Here is a 17,397-nt window from a genome sequence, read left to right as displayed (position 1 = left end):
ATAATTATGAAAAGGATAATTGTCTTATCGCTTATTGTTTTATTATGTCAATGCACAATAGCTCAGACCGTTGCCGTGCGAGTGACTACTGGTGAAAATTTGCCCTATATTGCATTTGTAAACGGGTCTGCAACCAAATATCTATCTAGCGATTCCGATGGCAACATTGACATTAATAGTGTAACAATGCCAGACAGTACTCTTCTGACTTTAAATTCTTATTTTTTTGAACCACTGCGTATTACATTTGGGGAGTTAAAGAGGTCTAAAATATTAACTGTAACTCCTAAAACAATAGATCTCCAGGGGATTGTAGTGATGCCGCAAGCCAGTATTAAAGAGTTAGTTAAGAAGTGTGAATATTATTTTGCCGCAAATTATGCAGAGAATTATGTGGCCTTTGCAAAAATATTCAGATTTGTTCTGAGTGGAAATACATATAGGCAAATGTACTGTAGTGCTGGTATATGGGAATTTTTACATTTCACTGATAGGGCTCCAAAACTGGTTTGGGATGATGAGAACGGAATGGGCGGATTTTACGCCATGGATTCTTATGTTAGCTATAGCTATGATCCTAATACAAATCGCATTCAAAGTGAGAATATTAGACCAAAGCATCTTAAGTCAGGCCATGTACTAAAAAATTTAGAAAATTCTTACGCAAATCTGTTTGATATTTCCCTTCTTAACAGAAAACGTTCAATTGAATTATATTCACCACTCAATAAATCTCAGTTGGATAATTTTAATTATAGTATTAAACAGATAGAGGAAAAAAACGGGAGAAAAATTTATGTTATTGGGTTTATCAATAAGTTTGGAACCTTTCCTAAAAAGACTAAATTAAATGGCGCCGGAGAAATTTACATGAGTGATGAGGGAATGCCTTTGAAAGTGGTCTTGAGAAATGTAGAAGACCGTTTTTCAACATATGTTCATGACACAGGAAAACCATGGGTATTAGTGACACCATATACTTTGGAAGTTAACTATGATAAAGTAGGTGATAAGATTTATACTCAATCTGTCTCACAAAAGTTGTCTTGGATTAAACCGGATAACACTTCTGATAGTTCATCATGTTATTGCCTTGAGCCTAATTCATATGCCAAACCATTTGCAAATAAATTGAGAACAGAAACGTATGTATATTTTGAAAATCCTGTTTTAGCGAATGCCGGTAAACGTAGATTTACTATGGCTGACGATGTTAATTATTATGTAGATGAGAAAGCTGTTAATTCAGCATTTTGGGAGGATGAACTAAGAAAACTGCAAGATTATAAGGATATTTATAGAGACTTAGGTGCTTCAAAAGTCCCCTTCTCCGTACAGACCGTAGAACGCAGTAATGATTATATCAAACTTTTGAAATCAGCTCCGGCCAGTGATTTATCTGGTAATCCTCACTTTGATTTACAGCAGATTATTGATAGGTATAAATCCGCATATATTTATGGTAGGGAATTGTATAAATATTTCTACAAGAAAGATTATATGCCTGGAAATTTTTAGACGTCAACTGTTATCCGTAATGCAGAAAAATGTTATCTTTGTAGAGCTAATATAATAGTATTTACATGCCAAAAATCAATAAAAACGCTAATATATTATCTCTTATAGATAATACTCCAAGCTCGCTGATGAAAGCTGTTGCAGCTAATGTGCGCAGCAGAAGGCTTGGCCGCAATTGGACACAGAAACTGTTGGCCGCAAAGGCCGGAATGCCGCTCTCTACTTACAGACTTTTTGAATCAAAAGGAGAAATATCCTTGCGCAGTCTTGCAATGTTGTCTATTATTTTAGATGAAACTGAGAACTTGTCAAATCTTTTCTCAAAGCCTGAGTATCAAAGCATTGATGAGCTTATGGATTCTAATGCGTCTTATGAAAGGCAGCGTGGCCGTAAGAAATAAAATGACTTGCTATGAAAAAATCTGTCGGTAATAAGATAATAAATGTTGTCATTAATAAAAGGAGAATAGGCCGTATTGCTCTGGATACAAATGGTTTATGTGCTTTTGAATATGATGCGGAATGGCTAGAGAACGGATATTCCATTTCTCCTTTTTTTATGCCGTTAAGGAGCGGGCTGATTGTTGCGGGCAGCACTCCGTTTGAGGGTAATTTTGGAGTCTTTGATGATTCTCTACCTGATGGATGGGGTAGCCTTTTGTTGGATAGGTATTTGCGCAACAATGGTATTAATCCCGACAGTCTTTCAATTATAGACAGACTCTCCATTGTTGGTTCATCAGGCCGCGGAGCGCTTGAATATCAATGCGATAAATTTTATAATAGAGATGCTCATATTAATCCTGGCAATATAACCATTGAGAAAAAAACAGATTTGGAAAAGTTATATGCAGATTCCCGGAAAATATTAAACAGCACTTGCAGTGCAGATGAACTTGATAAGATGTATCAGGCCGGAGGTTCATCTGGCGGTGCCCGTCCAAAGGTTTTTGTGCAAGACGGAAACAGAGAGTGGATAGTTAAATTTCAAGCTACAGGTGACCCAAAAAATGTTGGTGAAGTAGAGTATAAATATTCTCTCCTTGCAAAGAAATGCGGTATTCAAATGCCTGAAACTAAATTGTTTAATAAAAAGTTTTTTGGAGCTGAACGTTTTGACAGGAATTTGGAAGGCAAGATTCACACTGTAAGTGCCGCAGGTTTGCTTCATGCGGATTATCGTATTCCCAGTCTTGATTACATTACTCTTTTGAGATTAACAATGAGTTTGACAAAAGATAAAAGGGAAGTTGTTCAAATGTTTAAGAGAATGGTTTTTAACGTGCTGATTTCAAATAGGGATGACCATGCGAAAAATTTCTCATTTCAACGTAAAGAAGATGGCTGGCACCTTTCTCCCGCGTATGATATGCTGCCAGAGAAAGGGTTTAACGGATTTCATACAACTACTGTTAATGGGAACGGTAATCCTAAATTATCTGATATTCTCACAGTTGCAGAATCAGCCGATATCAGTTCCAAAGAAGCTCGCAAGATAATTGAAACCATGATTGATACTTTATCATCCGCTTCTCCGGGCATTAAAATCTTATCTTTGCACAAATGAGGAAATACAAAGTCATTGTGGATGAGGGGGCGGAAACGCTGACGGTCTGCGCAAATTATTATACAAATGCGCAGAGTGCTGATTCTTTGAGCCGTGCGCTGATGTTCTGGAATGGCTGTTCCGATAAGATTTACTCTTTCAGGGATGGGTTTTTGCATTTTGGTAAGCGCAGAGAATTTAGAGTGATGTTTGATTTGAGGTATTATGTCATTGATAACGTGGATAATACGCATGGCGGCTCGGCAACGCCGGATGGGCTGCTGGACTCTGCATCAAAAGACCCAATAGGATGCACGTATATTCTGGGCAATCCCGGCGAGACCAAACACAAAAATGAGATGCGCAACGGGGTGACTAACAAGAATTTTGAAATCATTATCCGTCCGCAGCGCGGAGGCGCAGACACAGGATGGCATGAGGTTGGGCACACGCTGGGCATCAAGCAGCATAAATTCTTTGGGATAATGACTCGTCTTGCAACCAGCAAAGCCAGAACGGATTACATCACTCAAGATGATGTTGATGAAATCATTTGCCGCGCACACCGCACCATTTTGTAACTGAGGCAAAATATATTACCTTTGGCCTCCGTTAAACATGGTTGCTATGCCGGAGAAATTAGTCATAATTCCAACCTACAACGAGAAGGAAAACATAGAAAAAATTACAAGGGTGATATTTGCGTTACCCGGTGAATTCCATATCCTTGCAGTGGATGACAATTCGCCTGACGGAACTGCGGATATTATAAAAAGACTTCAGCAGGAGTTTCCCGACAGATTATTTTTAATTGAGAGGAAAGGAAAGCTGGGACTTGGAACAGCTTATATCACGGCATTTAAGTGGGGAATAGAGCATAACTATCAGTATATGATTGAGATGGATGCCGATTTTTCTCACAATCCGGACGATCTTCCAAAACTTTACGACGCGTGCAAAAACGGAGCTGACATGTCTATCGGTTCCCGCTATTGTAACGGAGTGAGTGTAATCAACTGGCCAATCGGGAGAGTGGTAATGTCCTATTTTGCATCTACTTATGTAAGAAGAATGTTGCACATCCATATCTTTGATTGTACTGCAGGTTTTGTTTGCTATAGCAAGAAAGTGCTGGAGACCATTGATTTTGATAGGGTTAAGATGCACGGCTACGGGTTCCAGATAGAGATGAAATATACCGCCAGCAAACTTGGATTTAAGATTGCGGAGGTTCCAATTATATTTGTAGATAGAAAAGAGGGAACATCCAAGATGAGTTCTGGCATTTTCGGAGAAGCGTTTTGGGGCGTTATTAAGCTTAAATTCAGAAAGATAAGAGCAAAAGCATAAATTTAATACCGGAGGTTTTTTTGAAGATTCTTATTAAAAACGGAACAGTAATAAACGAAGGGCTATCTTTTAAGGGTAGCCTTTTGATTCAGAATTCCCTGATATCAAGGGTATTCAAAGAATCTGCTTTTGCATCTGCCACAGAATATGAGAAGGAGATAGAAACTGTCGCGAGTACATGTGATAAAGTTATTAATGCGGAGGGACTCCATATTTTGCCCGGAGTTATTGATGACCAGGTGCACTTTAGAGAGCCAGGAGACGGCAAGAGGGGAACTATAGAGAGCGAGAGCAAAGCGGCTGTTCTTGGGGGAGTTACAAGTTTTATGGATATGCCCAACAACAATCCTCCGGCAATTACAATTGAGCAGCTGGAGAAGAAATATGAGATAGGGAAAGGAGCGCGCATTTGCCAATTACTCTTTCTACATGGGCACTACGAATGATAACATAGAAGAGGTTAAGAAAGTTGAGCCGCGCAAGGTTTGCGGAGTAAAGGTTTTCATGGGCTCTTCTACGGGAAATATGCTGGTTGACAGTCCTTTGGCGCTGCAGGAAATTTTTGAATTTTCTCCCGTCCTGATTGCAACTCACTGTGAGAAACAAGAAATCATAGATGAAAATTTAAAATTTTACAAGGCAAAATACGGAGACGATATTCCCGTAAGATTTCATTCTGCAATAAGAAACAGAGAGGCTTGCATTGCCAGCAGCAAGATTGCAATTGCACTTGCAAAAAAGAATGACGCGCGTTTACATATTTTGCATATTTCTACAGCACAGGAGATTGCAATGCTTAGGCAAGAGCAGGGAGAATGAAAAAATAAGCGGGAAGTTTGCGTTCATTATTTGTGGTTCTGCAACAAGGACTATGCAAAATACGGCAGCTTAATCAGATGCAATCCTGCCCTTAAGGATGAAGAGGATATGGAGGCGATAAGGGATGGAGTCAGAGATGGCGTGGTGAATGTTGTGGCAACTGATCATGCGCCTCATTTATTGGAAGATAAGAAGAAATCATATATGCATGCGCCGGGGGGAATTCCTCTTGTGCAGTACAGTTTGCAAATGATGCTGGAACTTTATAAGCGTGGCGTATTCACTCTTGCTCAGGTAGTTGAGAAGATGAGCCACGGGCCTGCAAAATGTTTTAATGTGTCAAAAAGAGGTTTTTTGAGAGAGGGTTACTATGCAGACATTGTACTTGTAAACCTTTCCAAAGAAGATAGTTATAGTCCCATCGCATCCCGTTTCTATGTGTGGCTGGAGTCCGTATAGCGTAAAAGACTTTACGGAATTTGGCGGTCACAAAAGAAGAATCAACATTAGCATTCAGTTCCTCCATAGAAGAGGTGTTTGTCAATGGCGTCCAGATGGTTAGCAATGGCAAGCTCACCGGAGAACGTGATGTTATGAGGCTAGAATTTGACAGGTAGCTTCTTATCTGTTTAATTACATTTAGGTAGTATGGGTACAGGAAATAATAAAGGGGCGGTTTACGCCGCCGCAATGATTGCGGTAATTGTATGGGGATTCTCCTACATAGGGGAGAATTTTCTGATTACCAGGGATATACCAATCTTTACTTTTATTTTTGAAAGGATGGTTATTGCGGCCATTATGATGTTTGCTTTTGCAAAGCTCACAAAGAAGTTTCAGAAAATAGAGAAGGGAGATTTTAAATGGTTTTTGTTGCTGGCTTTTTCTGAACCGTTTATCTATTTTATTGGTGAAAATTTTGGTATTAAATATACCGGCTCACCTGTTGTGCCTCCCGTTGTAATTTCCACAATACCTGTCTTTTGCATTATTGTTGAGACTGCATTTATGGGTGTGCCATTCTCTGTTTTTAAAGTTGTTGGCACTATCCTTTCCATTGGAGGTATCTTTATGGTTGTATTAAAACCAGGTGGATTGAGCGTGCAGAACTCTTATGGTATCTTGCTGCTGTTTATGTCTGTTGTGGGGTCAGTATGCTACTCGTTTTTTGTGAGTAAAATGGCTGTAAAGTATAATGCAATAACAATCACAACATGGCAGTTTATTATTGGAGCGGTCCTATTTCTTCCAACATTCTTACTGTTTGGCCTAAAGGGACTTACACCTGATTATTTTTCATGGCCCGTACAAGGTACCTTGGTTGCGCTTGCAGCATTTTGCTCCTGCATTTGCTTTGCGCTGTGGGTATTCATTATCTCCCGCATTGGCATAACCCGTGCAAATATTTTTGCCGCGCTGATTCCGGCAGTTGCAGCTATAGCGGCGCATCTTATTGGACAAGAAGAATTTACAATTATGAAAGTTATCGGCATATTGCTGGCCATTGTGGGCGTAATTATAGCCCAAAGGCAGAGCAATGTGGACGTGGTAAGGAAGTAACTTTAAATTAGCTGTTTAGCAGTTTCCTGTATAAACAAATCTTAGATATTTGCGCGCCCGTTCTGCGAGCGCGTAAATTTTTTTAACAGGAGTTGCCTGGGTATCAGTCATTTTGAAGCGCGGGAAGAAGCGGCTCAAGTGATAAGGTATAAGATGGTCTAATCCAGATAGCCAGCGTGCAATGGAATCAATCTCTTCTTCTGAATCATTCATTCCGGGAACAACCAGCGTAGTAACTTCTACATGAGAGACTTTTGCCGCCTCTTTTATGGTGTTTTTTACGCATTCCAGGTCTCCGCCAAGTAAATCATACGTTTTTTGATTAAACCCCTTTAAATCTATGTTAAATGCATCTATATAGGGCAGAAGCTTTTGCAGCGGCTCATTGCATATCATCCCGTTTGTCACAAGAACATTTTTAAGCCCATTTGCCTTTGCAAGTTTTGAGCAATCCAAGACAAATTCATAGCTGATAAGCGGCTCATTGTACGTATATGCAATCCCTATATTATCCTGTTTCTCAAGCTCTTTAGCCTTTGCAACAAGAACTTCCGGCGTAAACTTATAGCACGGCAGCTCCTCATTGCAACTCTCCAAACTCTTCCCTGCATTAGGTCCATCGCTGAAGCTCATCATAGAAATTTCACTGTTCTGGCAGAAAGGGCAATGCAAATTGCACCCATAGCTCCCGACAGATAATATTTTGCTTCTGGGGAAAAAGTGTTTTAGCGGTTTTTTCTCAATAGGGTCCAGCGCAATGGACGTAAGCATGCCGTAATTTGAGCAAACTATTTTACCTTCTTTGCAGGAGCGTCCCTTGCAAATACCTGTCATTCCCTCTGTTAGAGCGCAATGATGAGGGCAAATTTCACATATGATTTTGTTTTCGGCCATCTGCTTTTACTTTTTCCAGCACTCTGTTATTTGTGTCTCACAACCTCAAATCTTTGCAATGTGTACTTTTCGTTCTTGCCTATTCCGCCTTTCTGTCTTGCAATATCAATCTGGTAATCAACGGTATCAACGCCCTCAAGATTTGGAAGCAGAAGCCCTCTGCGTCCGCCGCATGAAACAATCACGCCGTACCGTTTAACGTCCAGCTGACTTTTATCCTTAATATCTTCAACAGGACCAAGCACATCCACGCTGTACACCAGCTTATCTAACTCATTGACTCTTACCGCATCAAAACGCGGGTCTTCTGTTCCTGCAGAGACAGCGTTGCGGATAATTTCACGCGCAATAGATTCCGTTACGGGACCAATTGTCCCAATGCAACCTCTTAGCTGGCCATCCTTGTGTATGGAAACAAACACTCCAGCCCGTTCATGCAGCATCTCTGCAGGCAATTCATTAGCAGAGAAATATCCGTTTACGCTGTCAGATTTTGAAGCGCCAGGATCTGTTGAGAGTTTTGCGGTCTTGCCGCTCCTTACATAAGTCTCCAGAGAGAATCTTGCAAGCCGCACATAAATATCCTCATTGCTCTTAATATCAGCCATTTTCTTCTTCTCATATTCTTGCAGCTGCACGTCAAAATTGCGTGCCGGGTTATCCCCTCCAACCTCAAAAGCGGCAACTCCGTAGCCAACTCCAAAAGGCCCTTCATGAGAGAGCAGCTCAGCTTTAACATCCTTGCAGTCAAGCGCTCCCGCCATTATCATAAATGAACGCAAACCGCACTCTGCCGCAGAATCACAGAACTCCGGCTCAAATGTCAGGAACTTTAAAAAGTCCGCATTTGCCATTGCCTCAGTTACTTGCTTATCAAAGATTGGCCCGTCGGGAGAAAAACCATAGGGGCCGTCATCTGTCAGCTTGTGTGATAAATCCCCGCTGGCCAGAAATACAACCCTGCGGTTCAGCTTATTAGAGACCTCAGTTATCATCTTGCCAAGCTTGTAATGTTCTAGCGGCGATAATCCCGATAGTCCAATCCTTACCAGTTTGTAGTCTGTATATTGCTCATTTACAAATGATAGGGGAACCATTACTCCGTGGTCCAGTGCTTTATATTCCGCGCGCTCTCCCAGAGTTCCCGCAGGAAAAGAGGAATATCTATCGTGATTATCAGCAGAATTTTCAGAAACAGACCTCTCTGCAAGATTGCAGAGATGCTTTACAAACTCCTCATCATAAGAAACTTCCATCTTCACTTGCGGCGCACTAAACTGGGAGAAACTTCCCTTTGCTCCGCTGCCGGAGGAGATATGAAAGTAATCTGCGTACAAAACTGAGTGCGGAGACGTAAGCACAATCGTCTGGGGCTTAAGGGCTGCAATACGCTTTGCAACCTCTTTGCAAGCATCAATTGTCTTCTGAATCTTCCGCTCCTCTCCCTTCCCAATCTGAGGGATTATGATAGGGGGATGCGGCATTATGTATGCGCCGAGTATCATGATGATTTGATTTTTACCGTTGTTCGTAAATATACAAAAAGTATATTCATATTAAATCCCTATAAAATAAGCAATGCGGCACGAGTGCGCCGCATTGCCTTGTGGTTTAGCGCACTCCGTGCGCATGGAGGCACCGGCACTCCGTGCCGGGACTCGCGGCTTTGCCGCTCTTCATATAGATTTTCTCTATTTTTTCAGCAGTTCCAAGCTCCTGGCTACAAAGGCGTTAAGGTCTTTGCCTTTTAACAGTCCGTTTGCAAGAAGCGCAAGGTCAGTCAGCTGTCTCATTAGGGTATTGCCTTGCGCAAATTTTATCATTACGTTGCGGCGCTCCTCCTGAACGGCTGTAAGTTCCTTATTCAGTTTCTCTTTCTTATCCTTGTCCTCAGTAGAAATCTCCTCATCTTTCTTCCCTTTTGTCTTATCCTCAAGTACATGGATTGCATCATGAATGTTAGCGCCCTTCTGAGCAAGGTCTGCAACCTGCGTTCCAGTCTCTTTATCCTTTGCCTCCATAATGCTCTTAACCAGCGGATTCTGGGCATTCAGCTTAATGGTATATGAGTCCGGCATATCTCCGTAGAAATTAATTCCGCCACCCACGGAAGCCATCTCTTTGTAACGTCTCATGAACTCGCTTTGAGTGATAAGAATAGGGGCTGCGTTCTCTCCAAGGTTCTCAACATTAAGGTTATAGCGCGGTCCTGCAGGAAGCACCGCGGAGAATGCGTTCTCCAAATCCATCTCTTCTCCCTCTTTCAATTTAGGTTTCTCCACATCTTTCTTAGGAATCAATTCATCAACGCTGTCTGCATCCACGCGTGCAAAGCGACAATCTTTTAGTTTGGATTCCAGCAGATTAACAAAGTGCGCATCCAGCTGCGTATCAAAAATTGCAACCTGATATCCTTTGTTTTCCGCCGCCTGAATGTATGTGTATTGCGCAACAGGGTCAGTAGCATACAGATAGACAACTTTCTTATCCTTATCCGTTTGCGCCGGCTCAATCAATTTCCTGTAATCCTCATAATTCATGTATTTGCAATTTGAAGCTCCCGACAGTTTTTCTCCCTCTTTTTTCTCCTCTGCTTTGCCCTCCGCAGCCTTCTCATCATAAACCTTAAACATTGCAAACTTAAGTGCGCGCTCGCAGAACTTTTCATCTGTAAGCATTCCGTACTCAATGAATATCTTTAAGTTATCCCATTTCTCCTCAAACTCTTTCTTGTTGTTCTTTGCAATGTCTTCCAATCTGTCGGCGACCTTTCTTGTTATATAGGTAGAAATCTTCTTTACATTTTCATCTGCCTGAAGATAACTTCTGGAAACATTCAAAGGAATATCCGGAGAGTCAATTACGCCATAAAGCAAAGTCAGAAAATCCGGCACTATGTTCTCTACCTGGTCCGTTACAAACATCTGATTGCAAAATAGTTGTATGCGGTTCTTTGTAATGTCCATTCTGTCTTTAATCTTAGGAAAATACAGAATTCCGGTCAGATGGAAAGGAAAGTCTACGTTAAGGTGAATCCAGAAAAGAGGATCCTCTTTCATGGGATAAAGTTTCCTGTAGAAATTCAGATAATCTTCATCTTTAATTTCAGTAGGAGTCTTTGACCAAAGCGGAGTTACATCATTGATTATATGGTCTTTATCTGTTTCAACATTTTTGCCGTCTTTCCACTCTGTCTCCTTCCCAAAAGCAATTGAGACGGGCATGAACTTGCAATATTTTGTAAGCAGCTCTTCAACTTTTTCCTTCTTTGCAAAACCTTTGGAATCATCATCAAGATAAAGAGTTATGGTTGTACCTCTCTCTGTTCTGCTGCTCTCTTCCATGGTGTACTCCGGGGAACCGTCACAACTCCACTTAACGCCTTTTGCCCCTTCAGTCCATGACAATGAGTCAATTTCCACTTTTTTAGAGACCATGAATGCGGAATAAAATCCCAGACCAAAGTGTCCTATGATGCTGTCCAGTTGGTCTTTATATTTCTCCAAAAATTCACCGGCGCTGGAAAATGCTATTTGATTAATGTATTTATCAACTTCTTCTGAAGTCATTCCTATTCCACGATCCGTGATAGTCAGTATGTTAGCTTTATCGTCATTGGCAATTTTTATTGTCAAATCTCCAAGCTCTCCTTTAAAATCTCCTTTGCCTGCAATTGCCTTCATTTTCTGAGATGCATCTACTGCATTGGCTACCAGCTCTCTAAGAAAAATTTCATGGTCAGAATACAAGAACTTTTTAATGACAGGGAATATGTTCTCTGTAGTTACTCCAATTTTACCTTTTGCCATAATATCTTAATTTTTGATTATTTTCTTTCCGGAATTTAATCAAACTATGTACCAGCGGAAAATGCTGACAAAATGACAAAAGTACAGGTGTTTTGCTGGTGATTTAGCTCAAAATTCTCCTATGAGTTAAGCAGCTTCATCACCCTGCGCAGCAACCATTTGCGGGTGGCAAATAGCAGCAGGCATCCTGCAATTATCCCGATAGTATCTGCAAGGGCATCGGTTGGGTCTTCACTTCTGTATGTGGTAAGGCCCTGCAAAAATTCCGTGATGATTGCCGTGCAAATACCGGCGACAATGATAATCAGATACATCCAGCCGTCGGGAATATGAAATTTATAATTGAATTTAATAAAAAGCCAGGCTACAAAAGGGAAGGGGAAGAACATGCAAAAATGTACGCACTTGTCTGTAGGGATACCCAGAAAATAGTTGCTGATGCCGGTATCCTTAAAGTGATAAAGACACAAGAACAGCAACACTGCATAATACAGCAGCAATACGCAAAGTGCTAAATATGAGACTGTTTTCCTTGTCATAAATTCATTCTGCTGTTAACTGTGTTGGTTCAGTTTTTAAGTTTAACTTTTTCAGGTTCAACTATGCAAAATCTTTGGAGCGGCAAAGGTAACAAAAGATGCGGGTAAAAAAATGGCGGCCGCAAAAGCGGCCGCCTAGACAGTAAAAAAATCTTATGAAAATTAAACTTTAGATATCTTATATCTATTTAATTGTTACATTTTTGCTGTCAATCTTCACTTCTGCATTGCCGTAGCATGTCAGGTGCGCCATAGTATTAACTTCTCCGGTTACAGTACTCATGGCCTTTACTGAGGCTTTGCTTACTCCGCTCAAATCTACTGCAGCATTTCTGGCGTTCAGACCGCTTGCATCACATTTGCTTGCCCCTGAGCATTCAACTTTAATTAGTTGTGCGCTTCCGTTAAGATCTGCATCTGATGCTCCGGAAAGTTCTACATTCAGGGAGTTTGATGTTACATCTGTGCGAAGTCTGGAAGCTCCTGACAGTGAACCTGTCATGTCAACCATTGTACCATTCAGATTTGTCATAGAGGCTCCTGAAAGCTCTAGGTTTACCATTTTAAAACTTCCGTTTACAAGCATTTTACCTGCTCCGCTTATATCAGCGTTCAATGATTCAACTGCAAGAGTTGTGTTATCCATAAATGCAGCACCGCTAATCTTGCATGTAACCTTTCCGCCTTTAAACGTTCCCTTTGTTCTTAATTTTGAAGCACCGGAAAGAATCACGGCATCAAGCTTTTTCATTTTGGCATTAACCATCAGCTTAACGCTTTTATCTTTCCACTGTCCAAATCTGTTGATTAGTCCCGCTTTTCTGGCACCTCTCTCATCTATGTCCAGCGTCAGGATACCGCCGTCATCTCTGACAGTAACATAATTTAACCACTCCTTTGAATCTTTTTCTGTGATGACCTGAACAAGGTCAGTGTTACCTTCTTCAACTGTGACTTCAAAAATAGAGCATGCTCTAACTCCGTGTAAATCAGAAACTTTATAACGTTTCATGTAATTTTGTCCAAATACTGAGGACACTGTTAATAGCACGGCGCACGCTGCCAATAAAATCTTTTTCATGCTGTAATGATTTAAATATTTATTATTCTCTTATTTTTTCTTTTGTATGTAATCTTCTAGTTACCACTTAGTTATACTCCAATTACCCAATTGTTTTCTTGTTATTTCCATGTAATTAATTTTGAGTCATCAGGCGAGTTCTGCGCAATGAAAACTTTTACATTTTGCAGCCCCTCCATCTTCTGATTGTAATAGTCTTTAAGTATTTTAAGCTGCTCATCCTTTGATAGTTCAGATGGAATTTGTTCTGACATCGGAATTGCATCCTCCGTAAGGGCAGATACAACACTTTTTACTTGAGCTTGCGTTTCATTGCCAGCATTGCTGCTGGAATTAATGAGGGTGTTACCATAATTCTTTACCTGCTGCATGTAATTATTCTCCATTGCCGTAACATCTGTAATTCCCTGAGGTGAAACCAGTTTTACACTGCCAATTTTATCCTCTTTTAGGATGAATACCAGGCAAATTGCTGTAATTGCAACAGCCGGCGTGGCAAAATACAAAAGAGCTTTTTTTGTAGTGAATCTTCTGGCGGTCTCTGCAAACCATTCTCCTGTAGAGACTAATGCAGCATGCAACCAATTTCTGTTCTTGACAGCTCCTGTAACTTGCTCGCTAGCTGCTTTTTCCGCACGCGCAGCTTCCAGCTTTTTAAGGAATCTCTCCTGGTGTCCTGCAGGGAGTTCTCCATTGTTGAATTGTTCCCTGTTTTTTTCTACAAAATTCTCTAATTCATTATTCTCTTTCATATTCTTGCCCTCCTTATAATTGTTTAATATTAATATCCTTATTTAACTCTTCTGCAATCTTATTTCTGCCCCTCATAAACTGGCTCCTGATTCCGCTCTCCGTTAATCCTGTTATTTGTGCAATCTCTTCATAATCATATCCTTCAAATAGGTGAAGCGATACAACCATTCTGGAACTGCCGGGCAAAGAGAGCAATATCTTTTTTATTTTTCCAACAAGTTTTGAGACTTTTCCATCTCCATCCTCTTCTCCTTCCGGCAGATGCAGGCTTACATCTTTTTCACTCTCCTGCAGCCTTTCATCAGTTTTTATATCTTCCTTTACACTATCGCGATACTTATTCTCCTTCTCCTTTTTTCTGAGCAAATCCACTGATTTTCTCACACATACGCTCTGCAGCCAGCCGCCAATATTGCTGATTTCTTCTTTGCGCGGATGCTTATAGTATTCAATCACAGTGTCCTGCATAACGTCCTCTGCGTCAAATGAGTTTCCAAGTATTCTTAAGCTTGTAAAATACAGGCGTCTGGAATGACTGTTGTAAATCTTCTCTATGTCGGCGGTGTTGCTCATCTCATCGTGCTTCACATGTATGTCGCAGAAGCAGACGTTTTGTTGCAGATTGTGTGCAAAAAATTGCTAAATTTGTAGAGTAAGCAATAGAAACGTCTGAAAATCACCATAAAAATAATAAAAAATTAAAAGATAAAACTATGAATAATTCAATTGCAACTTTTCCTGTTCCCCAGAATGAACCGGTAAAGAATTACGCACCAGGAACTCAAGCTCTTAAAGAACTTGACGCTGAACTAAAGAGACAAAGCAAACAAATTGTAGAAATACCCCTGATTATTGATGGCAAAGAAGTTAAGACCGGAGATATGGGTAAAGTGGTTGAACCTAATGATCACAAGCATGTGATAGCTAAGTATCATAAAGCCGGTGAAAAAGAGGTTAAAATGGCCATTAAAGCAGCAATGAAGGCGCATGAGGCTTGGGGTGAGACAGATTGGAGAGTTAGAGCCTCTATTCTGCTGAAGGCAGGGGAATTAATTGCAGGCAAATACAGAGAGAAAATCAATGCATCAATTATGCTTGGGCAGAGCAAGGATATATTCCAGTCAGAGATAGATCTTTGCGAGCTTGTAGATTTTCTAAGATACAATGCCGCTTTTGCAGGACAGATTTACGCCATGCAGCCAAAACCAGATGCAGGCATGATAAATACTTTGGAATACAGACCATTGGAAGGATTTGTACTTGCAGTTACTCCTTTTAACTTTAGCTCAATTGATTCAAATTTGAATATGTCCCCGGTTATGATGGGCAACACAACTCTTTGGAAACCATCTTCTACCGCATATTTGTCCAACTATTATATTATGCAGGTATTTATGGAGGCCGGTCTTCCTGCGGGAGTTGTAAACTTCCTGCCTGGCAAGGGTTCCGTCATTGGCGGCGTTGCAGTTGCATCTGAGGACCTTGGAGGTATTCACTTTACAGGTTCAAGCTCAACGTTTAACGGACTTTGGAAGAGCGTAGGAATGAACATAGATCATTATAAGACTTTCCCTAGACTTGTTGGAGAGACAGGCGGAAAAGATTTCATCTTTGTTCATAAGAGTGCTGATGCTGACGCAGTTGCAAATGCTGCGTTCTGCGCTTCATTTGGATATGCCGGACAAAAATGCTCTGCATGCAGCAGAATGTATTGCCCTAAATCATTGTGGGATACCGTTTTGAAAGGAATTAAGAAACGCATCGGAGAAGCAAAAGTCGGAGGCATCATGGATCACAACAATGCAGTAAATGCAGTTATTGATGAGGCTTCATTTGATAAAATTGCAGCCGCAATTGAATTTGTAAAGAAGGCAAAAGATGCAAAGATTGTTGCAGGAGGAAAGCATGACAAGAGCGTTGGATACTTTATTTATCCTACTGTAATTGAGACTTCTAACCCTCATTTCAAGACTATGGAAGAGGAGCTGTTCGGTCCTGTTCTTACAGTTTATGTTTATGATGATAACAAGCTTGACCAGACACTTGCACTTTGCGAGAGCACTTCTCCTTACGGTCTTACAGGTTCAGTATTTGGAAATGACCGTCTTGCTTGTGATGAGATTTGCCGCAAGCTTAGATATTGCGCCGGCAACTTCTACATCAATGATAAGACAACTGGTGCAGTTGTTGGCTATCAGCCATTTGGAGGTTCAAGAGCATCCGGTACAAATGATAAGGCCGGCAGCATGCTTAACCTTCTAAGATGGGTTACCGTTCGTTCAATTAAGGAGGTTTTAGTTCCTCCTACAAATTGGAAGGGAACAATTTAATATCTGTCGCGACAGATATTTTAAAGAGGATTCTAATTCTAAAAATATTATGACAAAATCAGTACATCAACTTCACAAAGAGGCAATGGTTGTTGACACTCATTGTGACACTCCGCTCCGTCTTGCTGACGAGCACGCAGACCTTGGCGTTAGAGGAACAGAGGGACATAATGACTTTGTGAGGATGAAAGAAGGCGGCGTAGACGTCTCATTCTATGCTATTTACACTTCCGGAAAATTAACTCCGGATGAATCTACACGCAGAGCTTTGCAGCTGATTGCTCTTACAAGAGATGCAATTGATGCCAATCCGGATAAAGTCGGATTTGCAACTACCGTTCGCAGGGCCAGAGAGTTAAAGGCTCAGGGCAGGGGAGCTATCATGTTTGGAATGGAGAATGGTTCTCCAATTCAAAACGACATGTCTTTGCTGCATGAATTTTATCGCCTGGGTATCAGGTATATAACTTTGAGCCACGCATACAATAATCAGATTTGTGATTCATGTGCTCCAAAAGAGAAGACATGGCACGGTCTGAGTCCATTTGGAAAAAAGGTTGTTGCAGAGATGAACCAGCTTGGTATTATGGTTGACTGCTCACATATTTCTGATGAGTCATTCTATGATTGCCTGAAGTATTCCAAAGCTCCGTTTGTTGCTACACACTCCTGCTGCAGAGCACTTTCCAATCATCCAAGAAACATGACAGATAAGATGATTAAAGACCTTGCTCATGCCGGAGGCGTTATACAAATTAATTTTTATCCTGCATTTATCAGCAAAGAGTATGCAGACCAGTTCTGGGATTTAGCTGATATTTACGAGGATGCGCAGAAGGCATATTGGAAGAGCGGCAAAAAAGGAAAGAAAGAAGTTGCAGCTTTCCGTCTTGCAGAGAAGAACATTTTAAAAATAAAGAGACCTACAGTTAAAGATTTGGTAGACCATATAGATCACGTTGTAGATTTAGTTGGAACAGACCATGTGGGACTTGGTTCAGACTTTGACGGAATAGAGACAACACCTGTTGGACTGGAGGATATCTCTAAGATGGAGAATATCACCAAAGAGCTGGTTGCCAGAGGCTACACAGAAACTGATGTTAAGAATATCCTTGGTGAAAACTTGCTAAGAGTTTTAACTCAGGTAGAAGATTTGGCATATACGTTTTAGTCTGCGGGCCAAATGTTATTAAAT

At 40.9% G+C, this 17,397-nt stretch carries 19 protein-coding genes; 12 read left to right on the top strand and 7 right to left on the bottom strand.

Annotation, left to right across the window (positions count from 1 at the left end; all coding sequences use genetic code 11):
• Positions 1-6 precede the first annotated feature (6 nt).
• The 10 genes from LKM37_08705 (at position 7) to LKM37_08660 (ending at position 6,793) form a co-directional block, all read left to right on the top strand.
• On the top strand, positions 7-1,518 hold the full coding sequence (locus LKM37_08705) for a hypothetical protein (protein ID MCI1721064.1): 1,512 nt from the start codon (positions 7-9) through the stop codon (positions 1,516-1,518).
• A 65-nt stretch (positions 1,519-1,583) separates the two neighbouring features.
• Entirely contained in the window at positions 1,584-1,919 is a 336-nt protein-coding gene (locus LKM37_08700; GenBank protein MCI1721063.1) for a helix-turn-helix domain-containing protein, read from the top strand.
• 11 nt (positions 1,920-1,930) lie between these two features.
• Complete coding sequence (locus LKM37_08695; protein MCI1721062.1) at positions 1,931-3,085, top strand: type II toxin-antitoxin system HipA family toxin; 1,155 nt, start codon at positions 1,931-1,933, stop codon at positions 3,083-3,085.
• Entirely contained in the window at positions 3,082-3,645 is a 564-nt protein-coding gene (locus LKM37_08690) for a hypothetical protein (protein ID MCI1721061.1), read from the top strand. Before LKM37_08695 ends, LKM37_08690 begins: the two co-directional genes overlap by 4 nt.
• A 46-nt stretch (positions 3,646-3,691) precedes the next feature.
• Positions 3,692-4,414 (top strand): polyprenol monophosphomannose synthase, encoded by a 723-nt coding sequence (locus LKM37_08685; GenBank protein ID MCI1721060.1) that lies wholly within the window; start codon positions 3,692-3,694, stop codon positions 4,412-4,414.
• Between the two features lie 20 nt (positions 4,415-4,434).
• Complete coding sequence (locus LKM37_08680; protein ID MCI1721059.1) at positions 4,435-4,860, top strand: amidohydrolase family protein; 426 nt, start codon at positions 4,435-4,437, stop codon at positions 4,858-4,860.
• Positions 4,844-5,233, top strand: a complete 390-nt coding sequence (locus LKM37_08675) for a hypothetical protein (GenBank protein ID MCI1721058.1) — start codon at positions 4,844-4,846, stop codon at positions 5,231-5,233. The genes LKM37_08680 and LKM37_08675 overlap by 17 nt, the downstream gene beginning before the upstream one ends.
• A 30-nt stretch (positions 5,234-5,263) precedes the next feature.
• Positions 5,264-5,692 carry an amidohydrolase family protein gene (locus LKM37_08670; protein ID MCI1721057.1) on the top strand — a complete coding sequence of 143 codons (429 nt, stop codon included), beginning with the start codon at positions 5,264-5,266 and terminating at the stop codon, positions 5,690-5,692.
• 20 nt (positions 5,693-5,712) lie between these two features.
• The gene (locus LKM37_08665) at positions 5,713-5,850 is read left to right on the top strand and encodes a hypothetical protein (protein MCI1721056.1); all 138 of its coding nucleotides are present in this window, start codon (positions 5,713-5,715) and stop codon (positions 5,848-5,850) included.
• A gap of 31 nt (positions 5,851-5,881) precedes the next feature.
• On the top strand, positions 5,882-6,793 hold the full coding sequence (locus LKM37_08660; protein MCI1721055.1) for a DMT family transporter: 912 nt from the start codon (positions 5,882-5,884) through the stop codon (positions 6,791-6,793).
• A gap of 15 nt (positions 6,794-6,808) precedes the next feature.
• On the opposite strand, the gene amrS is transcribed toward LKM37_08660, so the two are convergent.
• The 7 genes from amrS to LKM37_08625 form a co-directional block, all read right to left on the bottom strand.
• Positions 6,809-7,687, bottom strand: coding sequence for an AmmeMemoRadiSam system radical SAM enzyme (gene amrS / locus LKM37_08655; GenBank protein MCI1721054.1), 879 nt, complete (start codon positions 7,685-7,687; stop codon positions 6,809-6,811).
• Between the two features lie 26 nt (positions 7,688-7,713).
• Positions 7,714-9,192, bottom strand: coding sequence for an AmmeMemoRadiSam system protein A (amrA, locus tag LKM37_08650; protein MCI1721053.1), 1,479 nt, complete (start codon positions 9,190-9,192; stop codon positions 7,714-7,716).
• Between the two features lie 186 nt (positions 9,193-9,378).
• On the bottom strand, positions 9,379-11,496 hold the full coding sequence (gene htpG, locus LKM37_08645; GenBank protein ID MCI1721052.1) for a molecular chaperone HtpG: 2,118 nt from the start codon (positions 11,494-11,496) through the stop codon (positions 9,379-9,381).
• 119 nt (positions 11,497-11,615) lie between these two features.
• Positions 11,616-12,035, bottom strand: a complete 420-nt coding sequence (locus LKM37_08640) for a VanZ family protein (protein MCI1721051.1) — start codon at positions 12,033-12,035, stop codon at positions 11,616-11,618.
• A 184-nt stretch (positions 12,036-12,219) separates the two neighbouring features.
• A complete protein-coding gene (locus LKM37_08635) occupies positions 12,220-13,116 on the bottom strand; it encodes a DUF2807 domain-containing protein (protein ID MCI1721050.1) in 897 nt (298 codons plus the stop codon).
• Between the two features lie 101 nt (positions 13,117-13,217).
• Positions 13,218-13,868: a hypothetical protein gene (locus tag LKM37_08630; GenBank protein ID MCI1721049.1), complete on the bottom strand. Its 651-nt coding sequence runs from the start codon at positions 13,866-13,868 to the stop codon at positions 13,218-13,220.
• Positions 13,869-13,881: 13 nt separating this feature from the next.
• Positions 13,882-14,442 carry an RNA polymerase sigma factor gene (locus LKM37_08625; protein ID MCI1721048.1) on the bottom strand — a complete coding sequence of 187 codons (561 nt, stop codon included), beginning with the start codon at positions 14,440-14,442 and terminating at the stop codon, positions 13,882-13,884.
• A gap of 140 nt (positions 14,443-14,582) precedes the next feature.
• Here LKM37_08625 and pruA point away from each other — a divergent pair, with 140 nt between their 5' ends.
• Positions 14,583-16,199, top strand: a complete 1,617-nt coding sequence (gene pruA, locus LKM37_08620; GenBank protein MCI1721047.1) for an L-glutamate gamma-semialdehyde dehydrogenase — start codon at positions 14,583-14,585, stop codon at positions 16,197-16,199.
• Positions 16,200-16,248: 49 nt separating this feature from the next.
• Positions 16,249-17,373, top strand: coding sequence for a dipeptidase (locus LKM37_08615; GenBank protein ID MCI1721046.1), 1,125 nt, complete (start codon positions 16,249-16,251; stop codon positions 17,371-17,373).
• Positions 17,374-17,397: the final 24 nt, after the last annotated feature.

The organism is Bacteroidales bacterium, from assembly GCA_022647615.1.
Classification (GTDB): domain Bacteria; phylum Bacteroidota; class Bacteroidia; order Bacteroidales; family UBA932; genus Egerieousia.
This window is presented reverse-complemented; position numbering and strand designations above follow the sequence as displayed.